The organism is Pseudomonas sp. MDT1-85, assembly GCF_054898065.1.
This window is the reverse complement of the sequence record NZ_CM142715.1, coordinates 2,640,571-2,666,217: the sequence shown is the minus strand read 5'-3', so window position 1 is coordinate 2,666,217 and position 25,647 is coordinate 2,640,571. Positions and strand designations below refer to the sequence as shown.

The window sequence follows — 25,647 nt, the reverse complement described above, 5'->3', positions numbered from 1 at the left end:
GGGTCGACTATAGGAAAAACATCTAAAAAAACACCACCATTTGCCCCGTTTTAGCGCTTTGCTATGGGAGGTCGGTGCCCATCGGGGTTCAGAAACGAGCCTGATGTCCATCGATGTGCCCTTCTTCATTAACAGGAGCAAAACATGAAAATCAATCCCTACCTGATCTTTAACGGCGACTGCGAGGCCGCTTTTACGTTCTACGCCAAAAGCCTGCCAGGCCAGATAGAAGTCATGATGACCTTCAGCGAAACGCCGGCTCGTGACCATGTCCCCGTGAACTGCCATAACCTGATCATTCATACGCGCCTGCTGGTCGGGGATCAGGCAATCATGGGGTCCGATACCACTCCGGATCGCCCCACCACGGGCATGAGTGGCTGTTCGGTTTCGTTGAATGTCGACAGTGTGGCAGAGGCCGAGCGGGTATTTGCTGCGTTGTCGGAAGGCGGCAGTATTCAAATGCCACTGGAGGCGACGTTCTGGGCGGCTCGTTTCGGAATGCTGGTCGATCGGTTTGGCGTGGCATGGATGGTTAATTGCGAAAAGGATCAGTAACCGTCCACCCCCCGGTTAGTCCATAAAATTACTGGCGCTTTAATATCAACTTTAGTGTTTTTTATTCAATAACCAAACAGAATAACTACACGTTCACAAATTCAGCTCTTGACATAAAATTTTACGAATACAATGCAAAATGACTCAATTAAGATAGTCCTTCGTCTCGTTCGCCCTCAAAAGAGGCTTGTACTGATCGCCTCCCCCACATGCACCTGCATCGCCATAGAACACCGTGAAATATCCTTATAAATCAACTCCAATTTTCAAAAATGCGGACCTCCGCACAGTTCATACGCAAGACTTCCCAGTTGTGCTTCGTTCTGCAGCAGATAGGCAATGAGCCATCGCATCTGTATTGTTCATAGAAAAGTCAACCTAAAGAGCCTAGTCCGACTGAAGGGGCGCACCAACTAAGCCCGATATCACAAAAACACCTCGGCATTTGCCTATGTCATTGAACCAGCTAAAACTACTGACGATGGAGTGACGCGTGTACAGGGGCGGGAAATGTTATAAAACGTCAGATAACGTCAGTATTTTGTGTATTAAGATTGCAACGCCAGCACACATGAGTAATTTACATGATGACTACTGAGAGCAAAATCAAAAATAGCCAGAAGGATATTCTTGCTATTGGGCGCACTTGGCGTTCGACAGACAGATTTCGGCAGCTACTTGCATCTAATCTCAGGCATGTTTATACATTGGATCATCCCAGTCCGCTCAGCCTTAATATCGAAACTCAAACACTCGACACCGTATTGATCGATATTGAAACCCCCTCCCTTCTCAATGACTGCCTGGCGCTAATTAAACAATTACGCACAACCCAGACAAAACTGGCCATTATCGTAGCCATCAACTATCGCTCTCCGCAGACCAAAATTGAATGTTACCGGGCTGGAGCCGATCATTGCATCAATGTACCTAACGATGGGGATGAAAAAGCCAGGTTACTATCAGAGTTGCTCGAAACCCCTGAGTGGCAATCCAGCGTCAAGTTAACCCTGGACCAAACATGCCTGCACTTATACAACGACGACTTTAAACTGGATTTAGCCTATCAGGAAATGAAAGCCCTGGATGCGCTCATTAACGCAGAAGGCAATATTTTGCACCATGATTGCATGGCCGGCTCGATGGGATTGAATATAAAACTTTATGACTCACGCGTCCTGGAGAAGTCCATAAGTCGGCTTCGAAATAAAATCAAAAAACACTTTGGCATCAACATTATTCACAGTGTCCGTGGTTATGGCTATCGACTGCTTCGAGGGGTCATATCTGTCAACCAGGTAAACTTCCACTCTTAAAGGGACTAAATGATGGAGCCCGGCAGGCAACCTATCGTGCAAGAAAACTTCGCATTGGTGTTTTTCAGACAGTCGATTCTTAAACGAAACGATGAACTGTTTGGCAGCGAAATCTATGCAAAAGCAACCAGACAGGAAACGCCCTTGAATAAGGGCTATCAGCAATTGCATCCCGATCACCCACTGACGACTTATCGTGAAGTCCTGACGCGAATCCAGTTGAATGCCCTCTCACAAAGTGAGGCCATACCCTCCCTTTCCGCACAGGCGCCGAACAAACTGTTCGTGACCATGAATCAATCTGCTTTATTGGATAAAGCGCTTATCAAAGAGATGAACGATGCCCAAGCAGTACTCAAGAAGCATGAGCAACAATTGATCCCCAGCATCAACAGCAGTTCGTTCCTGTCGTTTAACCTGAAAGAAAAAAGAACTATTATCAATCACATTCACCTTTTAAAGGACAATGGGATCGAAGTCGCTTTCGATGGCTATGATTTAAGCGACGACAGCTCCGAAAAACTGATCAGCCCGACGCTGTTCGATTACATAAAAGTGGACCTGACCAAATCCAACTTCGACATCATGGTCGAAAACAGCCAGGACTTTTTCAACCGCTCTTATGACTGCTTGAGCGGCATGATCCATGACAGCAAGATCAAATTCGTCGCGGACAGGGTGGAGCACAAAGCACTACACACACTGGCTCGCAGCATGCCATTCGACTTCTTTCAGGGGAGGTACTACTCGCCAACCGAGCTCATTTAAGTTTAAAAACTTCACCAGACTAGGAAGGAACCTTATTGTGAATACGCCGAACAACAGCTTTCTGATTTTCACCCGGGACCAACTGGCACGGCAAGCAATCGAATCGCTTCTCGCGCAACGCCTGTATTTATCTTTTGAAATAGAGTCAGGTAAACTCAGCAGCGAACGCATCCGCAAGAGTCGATTCACGCACATCCTGCTCGACCAGGCGGACATATCGCTAAGCGATGTCAGTTTCATCCGTAAAAATCAAAAAGATGCGGAAATCATCCTCATAACGCCCAACTCTGAAGCTTCAGAACTCCATCACTTCTCGCACTTCGGTGTTGATGGCTTTCTCAAGAAGCCGGTGGCTGACGAAGAGTTCATCTCGGCAGTCAGTCGGGTTAAAGAGTCCCAGGGCAATCCTGATATCTGGTGGTTTAATGCTGACGATCGAACGCTGGTCAAAGAAGACATCACTATTCCATTGACCGGTACCGAATCGTTAATGCTCACCCAATTGGTCCTCAGCGATCGACGAGTACTCAGCAAAAACGACCTTATTCTACGCATCGATAAAGACCCGGACCAATACAGCGGACTTGAAATGTGCTTGAGCCGGCTGCAGAAAAAGTTCAAAACCGCCGCTAATGGCGAACGACTGGTTCGCTCGGTCAGAAACCGTGGTTATTGTTTGGCACAAAGGATAAGAGTCGCTTACTGAGCGAGAGATCGCAAAAATAATAACAATAAACGCGATTCCCCGCCCCACCTGATGTACCCATCCGGGTGGTTTGCCTACTGGCACTGCACATCCTGACTTGCGCCATAAACCCTCCGATGGCTCCGGCTCCGTTTTATCTCCCGCACACTCGCAAACGTTTATCGAACGCTGCAATTATATAGACGATTGAGCGATATCCTCCTAACAAAACAGCACGACCTTTTATAACAAAGCCCCTGAAAGAGTGGCCGTTATAATTCGTCAGACACCCACAAAGATTTAGGTACTAGTATAAAAACTGGACACTGAGACAACCGTATCAGCTGACTTGAAAACAAAGCCAGGATGGCCAGCCATAAGCCCGCGTTATTCCCTTCTAACAATAACAATAACTTCTGACTGAACCGCGTTCGCTCAGCCTTTGTGCGTGGCTGCCATTTATTAACCGTCGACTGATACACAACGTGGCGCAGGCCCGAGGAATACCGCGATGGTACATAATCGTATTAATCGAAACAGCATAACCAAAGGACTGACGTTCTGGGGGCAATGGATAATTGCCATCACTTCGGTCAATGCGTTGTTATTTGCTCTGGCGTTGTACCAGACAGGAGAAATTGACGCTCATTATCGTGTGCTTGCCGTGCTTACTCTCCTCGGTTCGGTCCCCTCCTACTCCCTGCTGTTGGTCTATCACAAGCAGCATGGCTATCTCACTGGCCTGGCACGCCTCCTGCTGGGATGGCTCCTGACGTTGGCCGGGTTGACCAGCATTGGTTTTATCAGCAAGACCAGCGAATTGTTCTCTCGGGAAATCATTCTGGTCTGGGCCGTGGCCGGTTACTGCGTGCAGGCCTTGCTGTACCTGCCTTTGCACGGCTTTTCCAGGCACTACCATCGCCAATTGCACAGCCAGAACAACACGCTGATTATCGGCACTGACCAACTGGCGGTGAATCTGGCGGACAAACTGGCCAAAACGGAATATCCGCCGCTGGTCGGCCTGATCAGCTCAAAACCCAACGAGTTGTCTACCAACGTCAATGCCCACAAGATCGTGGGTCAGTTGCAGGAACTGCGCGAGCTGATCCGGGTGCACGATATCCGGCGCTTATACATCGCACTGCCCCTGAGCGAGGCCAAACAGGTCGAAGCGCTGTACATCGATCTTCTCGACTCGAATGTCGATGTGGTCTGGGTTCCCGACCTGGGCAGCATGACGTTGCTCAATCACTCCGTCAGCGAACTCGATGGCCTGCCCGCCATCCACCTCAATGAAAGCCCGCTGACCAGTTACCCGACGGCGGCGCTGAGCAAAACAATGCTCGACAGAAGCCTCGCCGCCCTGGCACTGATCGGCTTCAGTCCGCTGCTGCTGGTAATCGCCGTCGCGGTGAAGATCTCCTCCCCGGGCCCGATTATCTTCAAACAGGAGCGGCACGGCTGGAACGGCAAGATCATCAAGGTCTGGAAATTCCGCTCCATGCGTTTGCACGACGACCATCAGGTACGCCAGGCCGGCCGTGAAGACCCGCGCATTACTCCGGTCGGCCGCTTCATACGACGCACCTCCATCGATGAACTGCCGCAGTTCTTCAATGTGCTGCAAGGCCATATGGCGCTGGTCGGGCCGCGGCCACACGCGATCGCCCATAACGACTACTACACCGGAAAGATTCAGGCTTACATGGCCCGCCATCGAATCAAACCGGGCATCACCGGGCTAGCCCAGATCAGCGGCTGCCGTGGCGAAACCGAGACCCTCGACAAGATGCAAAAGCGTGTGGAGATCGACCTCAACTACATCAACAACTGGTCGTTGTGGCTCGACATCAAGATCCTGATCAAGACCCCCTTCACGCTCTTTTCCAAAGACATCTATTAACCGCTGCGACGCTCATCCCTTTTGGGTAGGAACGGCGGTGTCGCTGGAGCTCGGAGGTGGTGCCTGCCTCCGCAGTTGAGCAATGCAGATCCGTGAACTGCAACGAATGCGGCACGAGGATCGTGATCGTATTGCCGCGGAAACCAGCAATACGCGTTGATGCTCGGACGGCTTTGAGATTCGTTGCGAGGCGCCAAACTTGGCGTGCCCTCACCCTGGATTACTGTGATCGCGAAGCCATCGGCCGGGTTGCAAGCCCGGCCGGGTGCAGTGGCGATGATATCCGCGACTTGATGGTGGAAAGCGTGGAGAAGCGCTTCGGTGATCAACTGCCGAGAAAGCCTGGGCAATGGCGATAATGGCTCGGCGTACACCGCGGAACAGACATGCCTATTTACTCGGCAGATCGGTTTACAACCGGTGAAGGCACCGGTAAACAGCATGGCAGAGAGCTTCATGAATACGACAAACGTGGCTACGTGACGCACATGCTTCAACTTCTCGCGAGAAGCATATCACCTCGTCACACAAACTAGATTGACAATGAAGCGACTACCAACATTCCCAAAACGCCAATTTAATCACGCGCTGAGGAAGCTGCCTGCTGATACAAAAAAAATAAACGTTTAGCATATAAGCTATGCCCGTAATCATTCGGATGCCAGCGCACCCCATCAGATGAACCAGCACCATGGGCTAGTGGAAGAGCCGCAATATCGGCTACTGAAGAGTAAGGCACATGCTCTTCAGAGGAGACCGACGCCATAACTCTATCGACCTCCCCCGACCAACCACTGTAACGCACAAGGCCATTCTGGAGAGACAAGGACCATGGGCCCACGGCAATGATACTCGGACGACTGTCTAGCTGTCGGAGAGCAATAATTAGTTTTCTGTAATTTTCTTCTAAAATACCGATTCCGCTTCTAGTGTCTTCGTGCTCACCTAGCTGAATAACCACAAGGTTTGGGCGCGTATTAATTACCGAGCCCAATGCTCGGAGTCGCTGGTCAACTGTGCCACTTCCTCCTGCTGTGTGATAACAAGCCACCGTCGGTTGTTCTCGGGCATCACTAATTTCTCGACTTAAAATACTTACATAATCAGACTTCCTGGAGGACGCGGCCATACCACTTGTATGACTCCATCCTAAATTATTCCTTGTAGTCTCGTCGAAGCCATGCAAAGTAATACTGTCACCGACAAACAATATCCGGTAAGCCTTGACGTTTTCAGTATCACATGGCATCACGGCATCTAGTTGTGGCAGCGGCGCAGCAACTAAAAAATAGCAACCAAGAGCAAGAACACTCCCTACCCATATCCTCATTAGACCTTTCATTCAAAACTTTTCGCCCGCGCTCTAAGATCAGTCAAACTACTAAAATGTTGTTTAACATAGCGATTGAGTTTATCCGTCAGTGGACACTCAACAAAACGATACATGAAAGCCCCAACGCTAAGAGCGACAAGGATACTGCCAATCACCGACGGCACAGAATAGATCATGTCAAGTCTCTTGAACACCTCAGGTACCACAGGGGCGGTTAGAGGATGAAACAAATAAATGGAGTAAGACGCCGCCCCCAAAAACACCAAACCCTGAGGCATTGTAAAATTTACCGTCTTTTCAAGGCTAGCACAGCAATAAACCACCAAAAAAGAAGCCAGGCCATAAGTTATGGTGTTTCCATATTCAGGGAAGCGCGGAAAAAACAAGTAGCCAAGGGAAAGTAGCAGAATGACAATAGCAGTATTTCGCTCAACGAGCACACTTCGCTGCATTAGCCTAGCAGTCAACATCCCCCACAAAAAATTAAGAACTATTGGATCAGCATAAAAAGCCAAAGCTACATTCCATTCATCCGATTTAAAAATTGACGCAACTGCGAGAGCAACCAATATAGGTGCTGTAAATTTCACCGCATCTACCCGAACCCACAATGCCAGTGTAAAAACAGCATAGAAGAACATTTCAAACAACAACGTCCAACCGACCGCCAACAGTGGTTTGGTTTCGTTATCCACATTGGTAGCTGGCACAAAAAAATAGGACTTCACTATGTACAACCAATCAACTTGCGCATGCAATACCAGACCCGCAGCCGCCAGCAGGGTGAATAGTTTTACTGAAGTGGCAAACCAGTAAAGCGGAACAATCCTGACAATTCTGCGTATGGCAAAAAGCCTCCAGGCACCGTCCACATTGTGCATTTTCTCAGCAGCTATCATCATCACGAAGCCACTAATAACAAAAAATAGAGGTACGCCATTAGCACCAAGGTTATAACTAATAGTCCCTGAATCCAGCCTTTCCTTAGAGTAAAACGCAGAGTGGCAGACAACTACAGCCAACGCAGCAATGAATCGCAATACCTGGATCAATTCGAACTTACCCGCCGTCGCGCCTCCGGCATGCTTTTTTGCTGCCAACATATCTACCTCCAAGTATTTATTAATGGCCAAAATGCTGCAGCCCCAAGAAAAGCTTGGCCGAAACGAGCAGGATGAACTCGGGCACTCTTCTTGTCGCCACCCGATATCCGACAATTTTTAACATAAGGAACGCGTGAATGATTTCGTTATTTTTCGTCCACATAAAACAATATAGAAAAGGACAAAAACATGTTAGAAAATAAGATATTTTTACAGTTCCTCCCCCCTAGAGCCAAAGTATTACTCCTTCCTGGAGACCAATACACGGTAAGCACTTGACCTAAGGCCCCAACCTATGATTTTTATCCTGGCCGCCCTCGGCACACTGGCAATGATTTTGTCATTTCGCAGGAGCGTACTGCTGATCCCTGTCTGGACGGTGCTGACGCCCAAAGCTCTGCTCCTACTTGATATACCTTCACTGCCTGCCTTCAGTCTTTACAAATACCTTTGCCTTGTAATGATAGGTATGTACCTGACAAAAACGTTACTCAAAAAAAGACCACACACCCCCAAAAAACCTTTCAGCCGTGCGTTCTATATAATCCTAATCTCCTCGGCAGCGTCAGCCATATTAAATATAAGCTCTAGCAACTCTGGATTGCTGACGTTAACAAGCTTGGTCATTGAAGTGATCATGCCCGCGACTATCTACTGCGAATACCTAGGCAGACAAACTCCCGAAAATCTCAATAGCCTTATGAGCAAATATATAACATTCTACTGCGCCTTGGCAGCATACGGAACCATCTGCTACTTAATAAACTACAACCCTTATATTGAATTCATTAACTCAACCACTCATACAGGTCGCATCATTGCCCAAACCTATGCGGAAACATTACGCGGAATTCGAGCACAAGGCACAATTTCGCACCCTATCACTTATGGTGCACTTATTGTCATGATGCTGCTCACATACTATACAGTGAAGCTCAAAAAACCGAAGCTCAACCTCAAAGATTATCTAAAGATCGGCTTAGCCACGACGATAATTATTGGAGGAGCGCTATTCACAAACTCTAGAACTCCACTTATTTTATTCGTGGTTCCACTTATAATATTTGCACTTAGCCAAAGCGCAGCAAAATCCTTAAAATATACGCTAACCTTTTCCTTGATCTTTGTTACGCTTTTTTCCACCTCCGAACTATTTAGAGAAAAAGTACTGTCCGTTGCAAACATATTTGACTCCAACTTCGGCGAAGACATGAATGGCTCCGATTTAGCTATGCGTGGTGCACAATTTGCTGCTTCTGCCCGTCATTTCTTTAGTTCTCCGCTTGTCGGAGGCGGCCTTGATGCAACTCGCAATATTGTATCCTCAGGGCTCGACCCGGACCTTTTTAATACTGAAAGTATCGTATTTCGCTTGATGATTGACCAAGGTTCTCTTGGCCTCATTAGTTACACTTCATTCTTCTTTTTACTTTATATCAAGGTCGCTCGAACCATCCGACAACAGTCTGCTCGGCGCATGTATTTGGGAATGGTAGTTGGCTATATTACATTTACAATATCCACCGGCCTCATTGACACATTACAGAATACCCTGTTCATGATTTGCACCCTGTATTATGTATTTAAATTTGAAACCAATGAAAATCGCTCTATCACACGGAGACCTATCTTGCTCCAGGACAACTATCCCAAAACGATGTCGTCACCAAACCACGCTATAGCTTCTTAATAGGCTTTCCAAAATGACAGTTATCGCCGCGTTACTACTGCTATACACACTATCAATAGCATTACTAAACAAGCTATTCAGCTACTCTACATTGCTAACTCAACAAGTTTTAGATCGCTCCTCACCATTAGATGCGCTTCGAGGAATCCTTGCAACTTCAGTAGTGTGCCACCACTTTATTACCACATACTATTGGAAAACAACTGGAGTTTGGTCGCGCCCTGATAGCGACCTATTAAACAACCTAGGTGCTGTCCCGGTTTCACTATTTTTCATGATCACCGGATTTCTTTTTCTAGGAAAAATTTATGAGTCCCCCCCCAACTGGGCCAAACTACTCGGCTCACGTGTACGCCGCATCATGCCGCTATATTTATTTGTGCTCGCGGCACTTATACTTACCACTCTTATCAACACAGAATTCAAACTGGTTCACCTCAGCGTATTAGCAAAAGAAACACTAAAATGGCTAATCTTCTTCGGGGCATCATTTAATGGGTTCCAGGACAGCATCCGAATGACTGCTGGAGCTCATTGGACCTTAGGCTACGAGTGGATTTTCTATTTAACACTTCCACTCATAGCTATCTTGTTCCGAAAAAATGGCCCAAGAGCCTACCTATTACTTTCATTATTCACCCTTGCACTAGTGACGTTAGGGTTTCATAACAACCTCATTAAACCTAGTCTTTTCCAGCTATTTTTTCTCGGATTTATCCCGATCCTAATCAAAAATCACCTTTCCCACGCAGTCCCCATGCTGCAAGGAAAAGGCGCTGCATTTATTGCCACAACATTAATTGCAGTTGCACTCTTTCAACATGAAGAGTACTCAACACTCCAAATGCTGTTTCTCGCGATTCCATTCGCTATCATTAGCCTTGGAAACGATATATTTGGCTTACTGAAAAACCGTGGACTTAAATCGCTCGGAGAAGTAAGTTATAGCATCTATCTTACTCATGGACTTATACTTTACTGGGCATTCTCGACATTCAATATTTTTGATTTCTCCCAAGCAGGGATTTTCACATTTATCGCACTTCTCCCTGTCGTACTAATCGTAGTGTCAGGTACTTCTGTCGTCACTTACCTATTCATCGAAAAGCCATTTATATCATCCAATAAAAACAAGACAAAGCCCATATCCCAATCACTGAGCACTGCCAAACCCACTAACATCTAGGACTCACGGTGCCACTTTGAAAAAGCTACTAGTTGCTTCTCTTTTATTTCTATCCCTGATAACTTCCACCACATATGCTATTGACGTCGGCGTCTACTATTATCCCGGCTGGAAAAGGCCAGATGTAGATGGCTGGGCGAAAATCAAAGCGCATCCCGAACGAGAGCCGCTTCTAGGATGGTACACAGAGGGGTCGGATGAGGTAACGAGAATGCACCTGCAATGGATGGAAAAATACGGGATAAACTTCATTGCCTATGACTGGTATTGGGATCAAGGAACAGGTGTAAAAAACCGCACCTACGCTATAGACTCATACATAAAAAACGCTAAGGACTACAACGTAGAGTTTGCTCTACTATGGGCGAACCATACGAACACTCCGGAAAGCATGCCACAGTTTGACGAAATAGTTAATTACTGGATATTGAACTACTTCAAAAATCCAAAATACAAAAAAATCGACGGCAAGCCTGTGGTATATCTATTTTCTTCAGACATGCTAAGTAGAGACTCAGCGAGATTTGGCTCATCGCCCAAGGAACTACTAGCGAGAGCGCGTAAGCTAGCAAAAAAATCTGGACTTAACGGAATATTTTTCATTGGGACGCCAGGCTCAAAAAAAGACTCACTCACACTTGACTTGCCAAATCAAACGTATGATGCAGTGAGCGCCTATAACTATCAGTACGGACCGTCAAAAACTCCAGGGATACGCACTCTATCCAAAAACTATTCGGAGCTGATGGATGGCTATTCCCAATCCTGGAACTTTACGTTGAGAACAAGCCCTTTGCCTTACGTCATCCCAGTAAGCTCGGGGTGGGATAGAACTCCTTGGGGTGGAAGTAGCGATCCAGCGCACGACAACTCCTACAGCACCCCAGGGGAGTTTTCAGAGCATTTATCCAGGGCAAAAGCAGCACTTCTTGGCCACCCCAAAAAAACGCTAAATACCATCATTGTTTGCTGCTGGAACGAGTTCGGGGAAGGCTCTTATATTGAACCCACTAAAAAATTTGGATTCGACTATCTTGAGCAAATACATAAAGTCCTCAAAACCCAATAGTCTTTAAATCAAGCTGTTTGTTCGCAGTTATTTTATACAGTCTTTCACAGGCCAGGCCAGCCACTCTGGCTCGGTCATCTGCCGCCAGCGCTGGACCCGCTAACGGCAAGATAAACCCTGGGTATGAAATTGAACGGCCGGATGGGATCCTCGACGCCGATTACATCAAGCGGGGTCGAGGGTGTTCGTGCCATCGGCAAGAGAGGTGTTACTGAGGGGGATAGAGAGAGGATCTGCAGTTGCAACATGCCGGCAGGCTGATTGGTATTCCGTGCCTTTTCAGCGCACCCAGTACCTTGAAATCAATAACCCCATCAACACGCCGACAGTATTTGCCAGCATGTCGTAGGGCGAAGCCGTGCGCAGTGGCATCAAACCTTGCACGGCCTCGATGAGTACGCCAGTGAGCAAACACCCCACGGCTATCCAGCGAAATTTCACATTGGGAAAGGCCAGGCGGCAGCTGCACGCAAATACCAGAAAGCCGATCCAGTGATGGAGCTTGTCCTCATCGACGAACAGCTCCGGGATCGGCTGAGAGCGCAATCCGGCGAACAGCAGAATCATGGTCACCGTGGCAAAGACCAGGCCCCGGATCCAGAACGGCATCTCGACCAAGCTCTTGAGCCACGTGATCATTCGGTAATTTTCTCGAAGTTGTTGTAGAACAGGTCGCTGTCACGTCCGTCGGTCATGGTCTGCAGCGAGTAGGCACGGCTCAGGCGTGCACCGCCATCGCGGGTCAGTGGCGCCCAGACGATGTTGGCCCGACGCAGGGTGGAGGTACTCATCAACTCGTCGAACGGGATGGAAACATAGATCCCTTTGTCGAAGCTGCCCTCGCCATACTCCTCCTTCGACGCGCTGGTCAGGGTGACCCAGGCGCCAAACTTCACGCCGTTCTTGAACACCCGCGACAAGTCGACGGTGGTGCCCCAGTCCCGCGCCAGATAACGCCCGACACTGACCGCTGCAAGCATGTCATTAGGCAGTTCAGTATAGCTGGTGACATGGCCCGTCACGGTCTGGTAATCACGCAGGCCGAAGCCCTGATCAAAGTCCCGCTGACGCACGAAGTTCAGGTCTGCGCCCACCGACCAGCGTTTCCCCGTGGGTCGATACAGCACTTCGCTGCCGACACCGGCGAACATGGATTCCAGATAGCCGCCGTAGACCATGCCGTACCAATCCCGATCCAGCTGCGCCGCATGGTTGAACTGGAACGTCGGCATCATCACATCGGAGGTGGTCATGTATTGGCGCAGATCAGTGCGCACTCGCGGCAGCCCGCTCGGCGCATCGTAGGTGAACTTGTCGTAGTTATTCAGCAGGTTGGCACTGAGCAAGCCGCTCCACCAGGTGTTGCGGGTGAAACGGTACTCCGCATCGGCATCGGCGGTGAACTGATAGATCAGTCCGTCGGGGCCGCCGATGTTCTGTTTATAGCCCAGGCCGAAGCCGTAACTGAACGGTTCCAGCGCCTGGGTGTAGAGCGTGGTTTCCCGGTGCGCTGTCGCCGGATTGACCTCGGTGGTACGGTGCAGATCCTTCAGCGGCTGGTCGTTGTTCACGACCGCACGGAACGTTTCCCGCGGCACGCTGGTTTCCTCGATGGACATGTCATAACGCTGGTTCACCAGGGTGAACCAGTCGATGTCCTGATTGACGCTGTTATCGAGAATCCGGCTGGCTCGCCCGACAGCTTTGGCCGAATAGAAATAACGAGACTGCTCGCCATACACCATCAACTCCGAACCGCGCTGGGTGATGCGTTTCACCTTGTAGCCGGCATTTTGCTGCAGCCGGTTAGAGACATCGGCCCAGTTGACCTGGTCAGCCGGGGTCGACGGCTCCTGTGTCGGCAACGGCTCGGCGGGAGGGTCATACGTCTTGACCGGCGCCTTGCGGCTGACAAAGTTGGTGTGCAGGGTGATGCCGAACATCGCCGTATTGCCACGCTCCCAGCCAGCACTCAGATCGACACTGTCCGCGAGCTTGTAGACCACGCCGATGTTGATCGGCAGGTCTTGCTTGATCGAGTTGTCCAGTGGCTCGTTCTTGTAATCGTTGCCTTCGTACTCGATCTTCAGGCTTAGCGGTGCCCACGGAGTTTGATAGGCAATCCCGCCAAACAACGAAGGGTGGCCTCTGAAATACGCGTTGGTGTTCACGTCCCCTGCCCTGGCGATAGCCGCCGTGCTTTCTGGCCGGTCGTTGAACTTGCTGCCGAATACCGCCAGCGGGTTGCTGAAATCCCCCCGATTACCCAGATAGCCCCAGGCAATGCCGAGGCTGAAATCCAGGTCGCCATAACGTTTGTTGGCGACGAAATATTCGCTGGAAAACAGCCCGGTGCCGCCAATGTCCCGGGCACCGACGGCGACCTGCGGGGCCCAGTGACTTTCTTCCCAAAGCCGCGCCTTGATGTCGATGGCCTTGTCTTTGAAGCTCTGATCGCCGCTAAAGTCTTCAGGGCCGTACTTACGGTTGGTGATCGCGGTGTAACGAAACGAGCCCTCCAGCCAATCGAGCGGCTGCAAGGAAAAACCATAGCGGGTGTAAGGATCGGTACGACTGGCGGTGGCGCTCAACTCCCCCACGGGAGCCATGCGCGCGGTGGGGGTCTGTAACAGACCGACGCCACCAAAATCATTCTGGGTGTAGCGTGGTTCACCCTGAACCAATCCACAGGGCAGGAGCAATACAACAGCAAAACGCAACTTCAAGGGGCCACCTCAGCCAGGGGTTGAGTGGCGACAAACTCAGCCAGTTGTTGATTGAGCTCAGGCGTCGGTATCTCCAGGTCATCGTTGCGGATCGGCACCAGGATCCTGCTGCCAGGGGCCGCCACGATGCCCTCCTCACGATTCCATGCCGCCACGCCCACGCGCCGAATCTTGCCGTCGGGCTGGATCAGCCACAGAAAATCGCGCTCGGCGTCGTCGAGGATGGGGCATTGCCGGGCATAGTCACGGACTTCCAGCAGGGCGCGGTAAGGCACATGACACGGCTGCGCGACGGCTCCGAGGATTTCCACGGTAGACGGCCTCGCGGGATAAATAAGACGGTCGCCATCATCGAGCAAAGCGTTGCGGGCGAAACCCACTTCCACGGCGATCGGATCGAGCACTGCAACCTGGCGCCCGGTGACGGGCAGCCGCTCGACCTGCTCGTACAGGCTCGCACTCAAGGCTGCTCGCGTGCTCTTGCCATCCAGCAAGGCACCCCGTTGCAGCAGTTTCAGATCGAACAGGACGCCTGCCTTCAAACGCGCTTGCTGATCCTCCAATGAGCGATGCAACCACGCCGCGCTCAGCCAATAGCTTTCGGCGTTGGGCTGGGCGCTGCTAATCACGTCCAGCAAACGTGCACCGGGTTTGACATTGATATGGCCGGGGTTGCGAACATCACCGCTGACCGTGACATCCGCCTGACCCACGCACGGCCCCATCAATAGCAGACCAAGCCATAAAAGGTTTGAACGCTTCACCGGGCAGCCCCCCGATCAGGGCGCAACTGCACGATTTTCAGGAACAACTGCGGCGTCAGATGTTGCTCGCTGCGCAGGATGAAACCGTCCTGGGGATCGACCCAGTAGCGGTTGGTGGCGCGGAAATTCAGGGTGGGTGCATCCACCTGCTCGTCGATGCGCAGCAAGGCGTAATCCTTGTCCAGAATGCGGATGGTCTCAATGTCGTGGGTGCTGAAACGGCTGTTGACCGCAATGCCGATACGGTTGCCGTCATAGATGTCGATCCAGCGCGTGCTGGTATAGCCATCGGGTAAATGCTGAAGGCCGCGCTTGAACGGCGACTCATCATCGAAACGAGTCCCGTCCAGAGAAACGCCCAGCCCGACGGTGCGCACCACCAGACCGTCGCGCATCATCAGCACTTGCTTGCCGGAAGCGACCCAGAACTGCAGGTCACCGCGCCGACGAGCCATGGCCATCACCCCCTCGCTGGAGGTGGTGGTGACCAGGATCTGCGGATACGGCACGGCGTCAACCTGAGCGCGGGTCAAGTTGATGGAGGCAGGTCCTGTGACAGAGGATTCGAGGGTGTCCCAGGAGGCCCTCATCAACGGGTTACACCCGCACAGCAAGAGCGCCATCGTCAAACCGGCGCAGGTAGGCAAAATTTTCACGGCGGGATAGAGCCTTATCTGCTGTTGGCTTCGCTGAGATCGTTAACCGAGCTGGCACCGGTCCCCAGGACCGTGGCGGTAGGCAGAAGCTGGCTGATCAAACGGTTCCAGCGCGTCACGCCGGCCGGGCCGACATAGACGATGTCTTGCGGCTGCAAGTCAAAACGGGTGGCCAGCACCAGGGCCGAAGGGGATTCTGCATCGAGCTGGTAGACCTTGGCCGGTTCGGTTTCCAGCTTGTCCGCGCCGCGAATCACGTACACCGCGTTGCCATTGGAGGTGGTCTGATTCAAGCCCCCCACAGTGCCCAGAGCATCGGTGAGGTTCATCGATTTGCTCTTGAAGCTCAGCGCACGGGGTTGGTTGACCTCACCCATGACGTAGATCCGCTTCAGGTCGTTGTAGGGCAGGTAAAGTCGGTCGCCGCCCTTGAGGTAGACGCTTTGCAGTTGGGAGCCCTGACGATTGAGGGTGTCCAGATCCAGCTTGTACTCGCGCCCGTCGCGGGTCAGCGTCAGGCCCGACAGGTCTGCATTCGACGGATCCACTCCGGCCGCGCCAATGGCCTCCACTACACTCAACGGGGTGGTGGTGATCGACTGTTGGCCGGCTCTTGCCACCGCGCCGGAAATCACCACCGTCTGGCTGGCGAAGCGCAATACGCTGACGTCGACCTGTGGGCTTTCGACAAATTGCGACAAGCGCTCGGCGATAAAGGCTCGCAACTCTTCGATGGTTTTACCGGCGGCCGGAATATTACCGATATAGGGATAAAACAGCGTGCCGTCCGGGCGAACCAGACGACCGTTGGCGTCGATTTGCTGTTGCGGCCCGGAAGGCGCCGTCAACTCGGGATGATCCCAGACCGTAATAAACAACAGGTCATTGGCGCCCACGCGATAACCGCCCGGAACATAGGACAACAATGCCGAGGGGACCGATTCGCGAACTTGCCTGGCGGCATCCATGGCAATCAATTTAGGGGTGATCGGAATAAGTTCCACTCGGCTACTCTCCGGAGAGCCGTCACTGACCATTTGACTGGTGTCCATGTGTTGACCAGGCGAAAACATACAGCCGTGCAAGCTGATACTTGCCAGCATAACAACAGAAAACCTACGGATCATAATGGCACTACGCTAGTCGAGGGCGAGTCAAAAAAAACAAGATCACCCAGAAAGCTCTGAGTGATCTTGAACAACACACTTCACGGGGTATTAGTTGGTACCAGTCGTACCACCAGTACCGGTGGTGCCGCCCGTTCCAGAAGTACCGCCATTGGAACTGCCACCGGAGTTTGAAGCGGCCACTGCAGCGCCAGCGATAGCCGCGCCCACCACCACGGTTTCGGCGACCGTCACTCCCCCAACCAACGGGGTGTTCAAGCTCAGTGGTTCGGTCAATGGTTCTTCCGCCGCCCACACCGCGGTGCTCATGACAGCCAGCAAGCTGGCCGTAAGTAGTTTCTTCATATCAGACTCCTTCTCGACATCAACTCTCTATAAGATTTGATACTAAGGGACCAGGAATGGAACAGCAGAACGAATGAAACTGACCGATCCAACCCGCCAATTCATGCGCATTGCCTCCTTTGGAGCATGTCATTTATAAGTGTTGCGCGCCATAGACCTCTCCTTCTCCACACCTAGGGCAAAGAATTTGCGGTGGATGAGAGGTTGTCGACGTTTTTTGCGACTTTGGCTGCATAACGAGGTGTTTTCAATACAGAATTTCTAGGGCGAATCATTCGCCGAACAGGCTTTTTGTTATTATTAGTCAGGATTCTCCCGACCGTAGAGTCTTGAGGGCTTTATTGTAATTGTAAGTTCCAGCGAAACGACCGCAGACAATATTTCAATATTAAGCATAGACGTTAATAAACAAAGACCAGCAGCGGCAAAAGTATCGTGGCTGAGAGAAGTCAGGTATCAGAGGCTACTTTTTCCAGTTGTTTAAGCACCCGTTGCAGTTCGTCAGCCCAGCTTCGCGGTACCAATCCGTGAGCCTGCTCAAGGGTTTGGCAATCCAGCACCGACGAGGCCGGGCGTTTGGCTGGAGTTGGATACTCAGCGGTGGTGATGGCCTTCAAGCGTGGGCGTTTTTCAAGTAAGCCCAACGCCAGTGCCCGGCTGAAAATCTCATCGGCGAAGTCGTGCCAAGTGCTGGCTGGAGTGCCGCAGTAATGGTACAGGCCCCACTTGAGCGCGCCGTCACGCTGAAAAATCGCCGCGAGGGTCCACAGTGCATCGGCAATGCTGCCGGCCGAGGTTGGACAACCGCGTTGATCTGCCACCACAGCCAGCTCATCCCGATCACGCCCAAGGCGAAGCATGGTTTTAACGAAGCTATTACCATGGGCGCCAAAAACCCAACTCGTTCGCAAAATCACATGACGCGAACAATGTTGTTGTAGTTGTTGCTCGCCAGCCAGTTTGCTCAACCCATACACACCAGAAGGTGCAGTCGCATCATCGGGTTTATAAGCGCTGTCATTGTCGCCGCTGAACACATAGTCAGTAGATATATGCAGCAGAGGAATCCCCAACTCCTCAGCCGCCAGTGCCAAGTGCGTAACACCGTCGCGATTCACCTTATAAGCGCGCTCGACGTCGCTTTCAGCCTTGTCTACCGCGGTATAAGCTGCCGCGTTGATCAACAACTGCGGCTTTACCCGGGCCAAGACTTCCTGCACCTGTGCCCGGTCACTGATATCCAGCTCCCTTGAGTTGTAGCCTATGACGTTAAACCCGTGCGGTGCCCTCTGCAGCAACTCATATCCGACCTGCCCTTGAGCGCCGGTCACTAGAACTCGCATGGTCATTCTCCATTCAACACCGCGCGCAAACGCGGATTGCGCAAGTCTTTTTCCGAGAGTTGAGGTGAATCCAGAGGCCAGGCAATGTCCAGCTCCGGGTCATTCCAGAGCAGCCCACCCTCGTCCTCGGGGTAATACAGATCGGTGCATTTGTATTGAAAATCGGCGATATCACTGAGCACGCAGAAGCCGTGGGCATAACCCGGCGGCACCCACAGCTGAAGATGGTTGTCGGCGGTCAACTTGACGCCCACATGTTCACCACAGGTGGGGGACTCAGGATTGATGTCCACTACCACGTCGTACACCGCACCTTGGGTGACCCGCACCAACTTGCCCTGCGGCCGGGTTCGCTGGAAGTGCAAACCACGCAACACGCCATACTGCGAGCGCGAGTGATTATCCTGGACGAAAGGCAATTCGATGCCGGCATCGTGATAACGCTGCTGGTGATAGCTCTCGAGAAAGAACCCGCGGGCATCGCCGAAGATTTTAGGCTCGATGATCAGTACACCAGGCAACCGGGTATTGATGACATTCATTTCGCAGGCTCCGTGGTCAGTACCCGTGCGAGGTACTGGCCGTAACCGGTCTTGTATAGCGCAGTGGCTTGTTTATCCAATTGCGCAGCCGACAACCAACCCTGGTGGTACGCCACCTCCTCCAGACAGGCCACTTTCAAGCCCTGTCGCGCTTCGATGGTCTGGACGAAGTGCCCGGCCTCCATCAATGAGTCATGGGTCCCGGTGTCCAGCCAGGCAAAACCACGCCCGAGCACGCTGACATGCAGGTCGCCGCGCTCCAGATAAGCATTGTTCACGTCAGTGATTTCAAGCTCACCGCGGATCGACGGTTTGACTTGCTTCGCGATGTGCACCACGTCTTTGTCGTAGAAATACAAGCCAGTGACGGCATAGTCGGATTTCGGATGTTTAGGCTTCTCTTCAATCGAGATCGCCTTGCCGTTATCGTCGAACTCGACAACGCCAAAACGCTCCGGGTCGCTGACTCGATAACCGAAGACGGTGGCACCGGTCTGTCGTTGTGACGCTTCGCGCAACAAAGCACTGAAGCCATAACCGTAAAAGATGTTGTCGCCCAGAATCAGCGCCACGTTACTGTCGCCGATAAATTCCTCGCCGATCAGAAAGGCCTGGGCCAGACCATCGGGAGAAGGCTGTTCGGCATAGCTGAGTTCAATGCCGAAAGAAGAGCCATCACCCAACAGGTTCTGGAAGTTGGGCAAGTCTTGCGGCGTGGAAATAATCAATATCTGGCGAATGCCCGCCAGCATTAATACCGACAGCGGATAATAAATCATCGGCTTGTCGTAGACCGGCAGCAGCTGTTTGGATACACCACGGGTAATAGGATGCAAGCGAGTGCCGGAGCCTCCCGCCAAAATGATGCCTTTCATATGAAGATTCCCTTCGAGTTAATAGAGGCAGGGTTTGAATGTTTCAGCCGGTCTGGCCAAGGCGCTCGGGCCGGTACTGCCCATTAAGGACTCGTTGCCACCACCCTTGATGGTCCAGATACCACTGAATCGTTTTGCGTATGCCGCTCTCAAAGGTTTCCTGGGGTCGCCAACCGAGCTCACGCTCGATCTTGCTCGCATCAATGGCGTAACGAAGGTCATGCCCGGGGCGGTCGGTAACGAAGGTGATCAGTTCCTTGTATGAGCCCAGCTCTTCATCGCGGGGGCGCAGCTCATCGAGCAGTTCGCAGATGGTTTCCACCACTTGCAGGTTGCGCTTCTCGTTGTGCCCGCCGATGTTGTAGGTTTGGCCCACGGTGCCGCGCGACACTACTTCGAACAGCGCTCGGGCATGGTCTTCGACAAACAGCCAGTCGCGGATCTGCGAGCCATCCCCATACACCGGCAGCGGCTGGCCGTGGATGGCATTGAGAATCACATGGGGGATCAGCTTTTCGGGGAAGTGGAACGGCCCGTAGTTGTTTGAGCAGTTGGTGACCAACACTGGCAGGCCATACGTGCGGTGCCAGGCGCGCACCAAGTGATCGGAGCCGGCCTTCGACGCCGAGTACGGCGAGCTCGGCTCGTAGGGCGTGGTTTCGGTGAACAGGTCGTCGGTGCCTACCAGGTCGCCATAGACTTCATCGGTGGAGATATGGTGGAAGCGAAAGCCCTGCTTCTGCTCCGCTGCCAGCCCCGACCAGTAGCGGCGGCTGGCCTCCAGCATGCTGTAGGTGCCGACGATGTTGGTCTGGATGAAATCCGACGGGCTGTCGATGGAACGATCCACATGGGACTCGGCCGCCAGGTGCATCACCGCATCGGGCTGGAAACGCGCGAATAGTTCGTGCAGCGCCGCCGTGTCACAGATATCCACCTGCTGGAATTCATACCGGGGGCTGCCCGCCATCGACGCCAGAGACTCGGTATTGCCGGCGTAGGTGAGCTTGTCGATATTGAGTACGCTCACATCCGTGTTGTCGATCAGATGGCGAACGACGGCGGAGCCGATAAAACCGGCACCGCCGGTGACGATAATACGTTGGGTCACTTGCTGTACTCCCTGGGGTACCACTGGATCAGTAATTTTTCATATTGGGAAAGGATGTTTTCCCAGGTGAACTTTTCGTTGAAGCGGCGGGTGCTTTCAGCCTTCATCGCCGCAATCAAATGGTTGTGGTCGTCGCACAGATATTTCTCGAACAACTTCGCACAGTCGTGCTCGTCGTCGAAGTACACCGCCGCATCACCGGCAACCCAACGGTTGAAATGGTTGTTATGGGCAATCACCGAGCAGCCAGCGCCCAATGCCTCTACTAGCGAAGGGTTGGTGCCCCCTACCTGATGGCCATGGATGTAAAAGCGGCTGAAAAACCGCAGCGCCCGGACCACCGCCGCCTCATAGATGGCGCCGGGGAAGATCACTTCCTCGCCGGCCGCCTCCATCACCCGCTTGTGGTATTCGTTCTTCTCTGGCGTGAAGTTACCCAGCACCACCAACTTATGATTACGGCGCTTGCTGCTGAAAGCCTTGACGACCTGCAGAAAGGAGTTCTCCGGCTCCGGCCGGGCGATAATCACCGAGAAACCATGAGGCTCCAGCCCATAGCCGGCCAGTGCGGCCGGGTCTGCCTCGTTCACCCGGTCCCCGCCATAGGGGATCATGGTGACCTTCGAATCCTTGACCCGGGTGGCCAGGTGATCCTTGATTTTCGGGTGGTCGGCCACTAGGTGGTTGCCGATCCAGCAACCCGCCCGCTCGTTCAGCCAGAACCAGGTTTTCGCCACGAGCCCCCACTTCTCCCGCCGCCATTCGATGCCATCCATATTGATGACATTGGTCTGGCCCTTGATCCTCTGCAGAATATTGAATGCCGCCGTGTTGTAGCCGAGGGTAAGAAACAATCCCTTCTGGCCCAGCGCATGGACGGTGGCCTTCCAGTCGAAAAACACCGTACCCGCCACGCCGGTATTGGCGATCGGAATATGAATCCGATGAACACCATTCCATTCACTGGTAGATATATCGCCGCAACCGTCTTCCTGACAGTAGACAGTGACTTTCCAGCCCTGCGTGATCAGGTAGAGGGAGAGTTTTTCGGCGAAGGTTTCAAAACCGCCATGTTTGGCGGGGACGCCGCGGATGCCGAGGATATAGAGGTTTTTCATAGAGGCTTATTGGTTCTTTCGATGTAATGGGTTCTCAGAGTCACCTGAAATTTTGAAAGCGCTTTTAATCTATTCTAAATACTGAAGAGATAAGGAACGCATAAAACATGATAAGCCAGTTGTTAATATGAATTTTCCAGCGTTGAATTTATGTGTTCTTTATAGCTTTTTAATGAAAATTTCTTGTAATAAGTATCCAGTGCACACTTGCTGAGCTTTTCGTACAGCGGGCTGCTAGGCGGAGGAAGTTTTAGCAGGACATTCTCAAGGCTGCTTTGATTGGCGGGGATAAAGAGGAAACCATCTTTTTCGTGGTTAACAATCTCTACCAGGCCACCATGGCCCGCAGCTATCACTGGTTTTCCGACGGAGTACGCTTCGATCGCTACTCGACCGAACGGCTCCGGCTTCGTGGAGGGGACAACAACATAGCTTGCCCATTGAAAGTGCTCGGTTGGATCCGAGCAAAAAGGGAAAAACTCGACGTTGTCGGAAATCCCATATGAGTTTACTTTTTCAATTAAATCCTTTTCCAGGTATTCGTACCCCTCAAAGGGACTACCCACTATCCTTATGTGAAGATCATTGCCTGCGTTATTGGCTATCTTTCCAATTACATCAATGAAAAAGTCTTGCCCTTTCCATGTATTTATCCTGCCGATCAAAAGTAGATTCTTACGGTCTTTTTCAGTACGCATCGGCGGGACGCTGTAAAGGGGTGCTACGCCATTATAAATAACTGTTCCCGGAAGGTTAAAAGCGGCTTTCGTAGCCTCGGAATTGAATATTAATTTTGCACCTGAGAACCGTAGAAGCAAACGGAAGATCACAATGATTTTTTTGTCTGGGATTTCTCTGATGTGGCAAAAGAAACTCTTCTTGGAAAATCTATAAAACCCAGCAGCAAGCAGCGCGGACACCATAACGGTCGTGTTTATGTATATTGCATTAAATTCCTTATATTTTTTTGCGTAATACAAGGTTGCCTTAATTAGTTCCATGCCGTAGTTGACTGGGGTTTTCAGCTTCTGTTTTCTCAGTATTCCGTAGGGGTAATACTCTATCTCGGCACCCATATTTTTAACGAGAGGAGAGAGCTCCCCAAGAAAAGGCAGGATGCAATAGATTTTCTTTTTTGCGGAAATTGATTCAATCGCCGTAAGGAAACTTCGATCTGAACCGTACAGTTCGGAGCTTTGATGAAGGCACAGTATTTTATCTCGCATATGACTTCCTTGGGTTCAGTATGTGCAGTGAAAGAAGCATCAGAGACAAGTACCTGATATTTTTTTCTTTAAGGCATGTGTTTAGGCTAAACAACAGCACATATAATGATATTTTAAATCTGTGATGTTTTACGTAATCGAAAACCAGCGGTCGCGAGAGTATGAGGTTCCGAAATCGCTGAACCTTTTTTGTATAAGCCTGTCCGGTCTCCCTGAGAGCCGAGCTATGAAGCATTGATGTTTTGAGAATGAATATTTCACTGTAGACGTTTGCGTAGTCGATGAAAAACCGTGTATCAACCCCATAAAAATTCAAGCGCTCATCAAACTTCAACCCCTGCGACAGCGCTTCTTTAGATATGACAGTTCCACTCATCATTGCCACTATGTTTTTGGACGGAACGGGACCTGTCACCAGGTTTTGCAAGTTCAACGCGCGGCCGCGAACACCTTTTATGACTCCAGGCGATATAAGATTTTGATTGAACAAAATTTGAGGCACACCGACTGGCACACTGCTTCTGAAAAATAAGTCCAGACTGGATATATAATCATTAGTGATGCTGGAGTCGTCGTCCAAGACTATAAAGTAGTCCGAGCCTGCACTGTTGGAGATGAGTGTGTTGTATACCTTTGAAAGAGGCTCGTTTCTTCCGCTGTGGTGATACGTTACTTCACCAGGCAGCGTTGAGATTGATGCCTCCCCAAATCCCTGTTCAGAGTTATCCCAAATTGAAAATTTTGGAAGAATTCTTGCTGACTGAAAATCCAGGGTAGCTAGCGACTTGAGTGTAGTGGTTAAATCAGGACGGGTAGAGTAAACCACAACAAGGAAGTTAACGTGTATGAGTTGGCTCTGTGTGTGCGTCATGACAAACCTGATAGTTTAGCTACGATTAAATTGATCTAATGGCCATTGTCGATGTGCGCCGATTAAGGTCTATTGTGGCCAGAGGGAATAAGATTGCATTAATGCATGCAATGGTACTCCCGATGGCAACGGCAGCACCCAATACACCCCAGGCGCCTAAAAGCCAATAAGTCACGAAGGGAGACAGTGCAACAGTCAGATACAGCGCTACGTTAAGATGGTAAATGTTTGAAGCATTCTGGTAATAATATCCGCAAACCGACGTAGAGCAATTTACAAAATAGCCTAACAATACGATGTAGCATGCGACGTGGAAGTTTTCCGGTATTTGCCCGCTAAACCTTACCAAGGCCAGCAGAAAAACCAGATAAATGCAGGAGAAGGAAGTTAACTTCTTTGTGTTGGACCAGAATATTTTTTTTATGGCTTGATAGTTGGATCGACTGGAAAGCTCTGAAAACTGAGGCGCGGATATAGAGTTTATTGATACGGATATAAAGGTTGAAAGCATTGCCAGTCTTTGGAGAATGTTAAAGACCGAAGCAAATGAAGCGCCTAAAAGCAAGGAGGCTAACAGAAAGGGTAACCAACCCACCAGCTGGGTTCCTATTGTTGCGGATGCAAACTTTAGTTGGGAGGCTATAACTTTATTGAGTGGCTTCTTGGATAGCGCAGATATCGGAGCCCACCTCATGCTTGCTTTTTTTGCAAGTACAGCAGCGGTAATCATGTAAATTACAATGGAGGCATAGAAGGAGGCTACAATCGTTGTGTCGGGTGCTAAAGAAAGAAAATCAAAGTAGCTGGCGAGTTTAATCGCTAGATAAAAAGCCAAAAAAGCCCAAGGCTGAATGACATTAAGGCCCAAAATCTGGATGACGGTCTTATGCCTGGCTTGATATATAAAAAAAACGGTATTGGCGGCAGAAAACAGAGGGATCAATAAAAATATAAGAAGTATTGACGAGTGATCATTGCTAGCGCTTGAGAGGCTACCCCAGTGTTGGACGTAGAAACTTCCAAGACAGTATGTAATTGGGATCAGCACTGAGCCTATCAGTAGGCTAACCATTACAGATTGATTGAAGCAATCCTGCACTTCCTCGCTTGACTGTTTATAGTAATTTCTTACCAAATGGATGTCCGATCCGAAGCGCGCTATGACTGCGGATATCTGAAATATAGTGTACGCAACAAGAAATAGCCCTGCCAAATCACTGCTTTCTACTTTCAGAATAACAATATTTGCAAGCAGCACCGCTATAGCGCCGATAATTCGAACGCATAGTAAGTGAAGTGATTTCGATTTTAGTATGTTCATTTTTCTTG

The 25,647-nt window shown here is 50.8% G+C and carries 24 protein-coding genes; 8 read left to right on the top strand and 16 right to left on the bottom strand.

The window, feature by feature from the left end; translation table 11 throughout:
- The first annotated feature begins 144 nt into the window (after positions 1–144).
- The 5 genes from ACYZT2_RS12025 to ACYZT2_RS12005 all read left to right on the top strand — a co-directional run bounded on the left by ACYZT2_RS12025 (position 145) and on the right by ACYZT2_RS12005 (position 5,233).
- Positions 145–558 carry a VOC family protein gene (locus ACYZT2_RS12025; protein WP_461972336.1) on the top strand — a complete coding sequence of 138 codons (414 nt, stop codon included), beginning with the start codon at positions 145–147 and terminating at the stop codon, positions 556–558.
- 584 nt (positions 559–1,142) lie between these two features.
- Positions 1,143–1,874 (top strand): winged helix-turn-helix domain-containing protein, encoded by a 732-nt coding sequence (locus tag ACYZT2_RS12020; protein WP_461972334.1) that lies wholly within the window; start codon positions 1,143–1,145, stop codon positions 1,872–1,874.
- 12 nt (positions 1,875–1,886) lie between these two features.
- Positions 1,887–2,642 carry an EAL domain-containing protein gene (locus tag ACYZT2_RS12015; protein ID WP_461973078.1) on the top strand — a complete coding sequence of 252 codons (756 nt, stop codon included), beginning with the start codon at positions 1,887–1,889 and terminating at the stop codon, positions 2,640–2,642.
- A gap of 37 nt (positions 2,643–2,679) precedes the next feature.
- Entirely contained in the window at positions 2,680–3,348 is a 669-nt protein-coding gene (locus ACYZT2_RS12010; RefSeq protein WP_461972332.1) for a winged helix-turn-helix domain-containing protein, read from the top strand.
- Positions 3,349–3,838: 490 nt separating this feature from the next.
- A complete protein-coding gene (locus ACYZT2_RS12005; RefSeq protein WP_461972330.1) occupies positions 3,839–5,233 on the top strand; it encodes an undecaprenyl-phosphate glucose phosphotransferase in 1,395 nt (464 codons plus the stop codon).
- A gap of 577 nt (positions 5,234–5,810) precedes the next feature.
- Here ACYZT2_RS12005 and ACYZT2_RS12000 read toward each other — a convergent pair.
- Both ACYZT2_RS12000 and ACYZT2_RS11995 read right to left on the bottom strand, forming a co-directional pair.
- Positions 5,811–6,575, bottom strand: coding sequence for an SGNH/GDSL hydrolase family protein (locus ACYZT2_RS12000; protein WP_461972328.1), 765 nt, complete (start codon positions 6,573–6,575; stop codon positions 5,811–5,813).
- On the bottom strand, positions 6,572–7,669 hold the full coding sequence (locus tag ACYZT2_RS11995; RefSeq protein ID WP_461972326.1) for an acyltransferase family protein: 1,098 nt from the start codon (positions 7,667–7,669) through the stop codon (positions 6,572–6,574). Before ACYZT2_RS11995 ends, ACYZT2_RS12000 begins: the two co-directional genes overlap by 4 nt.
- A gap of 295 nt (positions 7,670–7,964) precedes the next feature.
- Between ACYZT2_RS11995 and ACYZT2_RS11990 the strand changes: the two genes are divergently transcribed.
- From ACYZT2_RS11990 to ACYZT2_RS11980, 3 genes are read left to right on the top strand one after another with little or no spacing between them, the layout of a single operon-like run.
- Entirely contained in the window at positions 7,965–9,359 is a 1,395-nt protein-coding gene (locus tag ACYZT2_RS11990) for a hypothetical protein (protein WP_461972324.1), read from the top strand.
- A gap of 13 nt (positions 9,360–9,372) precedes the next feature.
- Positions 9,373–10,545, top strand: coding sequence for an acyltransferase family protein (locus ACYZT2_RS11985; protein ID WP_461972322.1), 1,173 nt, complete (start codon positions 9,373–9,375; stop codon positions 10,543–10,545).
- Positions 10,546–10,561: 16 nt separating this feature from the next.
- Positions 10,562–11,614, top strand: coding sequence for a glycoside hydrolase family 99-like domain-containing protein (locus tag ACYZT2_RS11980; RefSeq protein ID WP_461972320.1), 1,053 nt, complete (start codon positions 10,562–10,564; stop codon positions 11,612–11,614).
- 279 nt (positions 11,615–11,893) lie between these two features.
- On the opposite strand, the gene ACYZT2_RS11975 is transcribed toward ACYZT2_RS11980, so the two are convergent.
- The 14 genes from ACYZT2_RS11975 to ACYZT2_RS11910 all read right to left on the bottom strand — a co-directional run bounded on the left by ACYZT2_RS11975 (position 11,894) and on the right by ACYZT2_RS11910 (position 25,639).
- Positions 11,894–12,253 (bottom strand): VanZ family protein, encoded by a 360-nt coding sequence (locus ACYZT2_RS11975; RefSeq protein ID WP_461972318.1) that lies wholly within the window; start codon positions 12,251–12,253, stop codon positions 11,894–11,896.
- Positions 12,250–14,340: a YjbH domain-containing protein gene (locus tag ACYZT2_RS11970; protein WP_461972316.1), complete on the bottom strand. Its 2,091-nt coding sequence runs from the start codon at positions 14,338–14,340 to the stop codon at positions 12,250–12,252. Before ACYZT2_RS11970 ends, ACYZT2_RS11975 begins: the two co-directional genes overlap by 4 nt.
- On the bottom strand, positions 14,337–15,104 hold the full coding sequence (locus ACYZT2_RS11965; protein ID WP_461972314.1) for a capsule biosynthesis GfcC family protein: 768 nt from the start codon (positions 15,102–15,104) through the stop codon (positions 14,337–14,339). Before ACYZT2_RS11965 ends, ACYZT2_RS11970 begins: the two co-directional genes overlap by 4 nt.
- Complete coding sequence (locus ACYZT2_RS11960; RefSeq protein ID WP_461972312.1) at positions 15,101–15,760, bottom strand: YjbF family lipoprotein; 660 nt, start codon at positions 15,758–15,760, stop codon at positions 15,101–15,103. Before ACYZT2_RS11960 ends, ACYZT2_RS11965 begins: the two co-directional genes overlap by 4 nt.
- Positions 15,761–15,774: 14 nt before the next feature.
- Positions 15,775–16,887, bottom strand: coding sequence for a polysaccharide export protein (locus ACYZT2_RS11955; protein ID WP_461972310.1), 1,113 nt, complete (start codon positions 16,885–16,887; stop codon positions 15,775–15,777).
- 90 nt (positions 16,888–16,977) lie between these two features.
- Positions 16,978–17,232 carry a hypothetical protein gene (locus ACYZT2_RS11950; RefSeq protein ID WP_461972308.1) on the bottom strand — a complete coding sequence of 85 codons (255 nt, stop codon included), beginning with the start codon at positions 17,230–17,232 and terminating at the stop codon, positions 16,978–16,980.
- 449 nt (positions 17,233–17,681) lie between these two features.
- Positions 17,682–18,575 (bottom strand): dTDP-4-dehydrorhamnose reductase, encoded by an 894-nt coding sequence (gene rfbD / locus ACYZT2_RS11945; protein ID WP_461972306.1) that lies wholly within the window; start codon positions 18,573–18,575, stop codon positions 17,682–17,684.
- A gap of 2 nt (positions 18,576–18,577) precedes the next feature.
- A complete protein-coding gene (gene rfbC, locus ACYZT2_RS11940; RefSeq protein ID WP_461972304.1) occupies positions 18,578–19,117 on the bottom strand; it encodes a dTDP-4-dehydrorhamnose 3,5-epimerase in 540 nt (179 codons plus the stop codon).
- The gene (rfbA, locus tag ACYZT2_RS11935) at positions 19,114–19,992 is read right to left on the bottom strand and encodes a glucose-1-phosphate thymidylyltransferase RfbA (RefSeq protein ID WP_461972302.1); all 879 of its coding nucleotides are present in this window, start codon (positions 19,990–19,992) and stop codon (positions 19,114–19,116) included. Before rfbA ends, rfbC begins: the two co-directional genes overlap by 4 nt.
- Before the next feature lie 43 nt (positions 19,993–20,035).
- Positions 20,036–21,103, bottom strand: a complete 1,068-nt coding sequence (rfbB, locus tag ACYZT2_RS11930; protein WP_461972300.1) for a dTDP-glucose 4,6-dehydratase — start codon at positions 21,101–21,103, stop codon at positions 20,036–20,038.
- The gene (locus tag ACYZT2_RS11925; RefSeq protein WP_461972298.1) at positions 21,100–22,221 is read right to left on the bottom strand and encodes a DUF1972 domain-containing protein; all 1,122 of its coding nucleotides are present in this window, start codon (positions 22,219–22,221) and stop codon (positions 21,100–21,102) included. Before ACYZT2_RS11925 ends, rfbB begins: the two co-directional genes overlap by 4 nt.
- Before the next feature lie 122 nt (positions 22,222–22,343).
- Positions 22,344–23,447 (bottom strand): glycosyltransferase family 4 protein, encoded by a 1,104-nt coding sequence (locus ACYZT2_RS11920; protein WP_461972297.1) that lies wholly within the window; start codon positions 23,445–23,447, stop codon positions 22,344–22,346.
- Positions 23,437–24,318 (bottom strand): glycosyltransferase family protein, encoded by an 882-nt coding sequence (locus ACYZT2_RS11915; protein ID WP_461972295.1) that lies wholly within the window; start codon positions 24,316–24,318, stop codon positions 23,437–23,439. The genes ACYZT2_RS11920 and ACYZT2_RS11915 overlap by 11 nt, the downstream gene beginning before the upstream one ends.
- Before the next feature lie 25 nt (positions 24,319–24,343).
- Positions 24,344–25,639, bottom strand: a complete 1,296-nt coding sequence (locus ACYZT2_RS11910) for a lipopolysaccharide biosynthesis protein (protein WP_461972293.1) — start codon at positions 25,637–25,639, stop codon at positions 24,344–24,346.
- Positions 25,640–25,647: the final 8 nt, after the last annotated feature.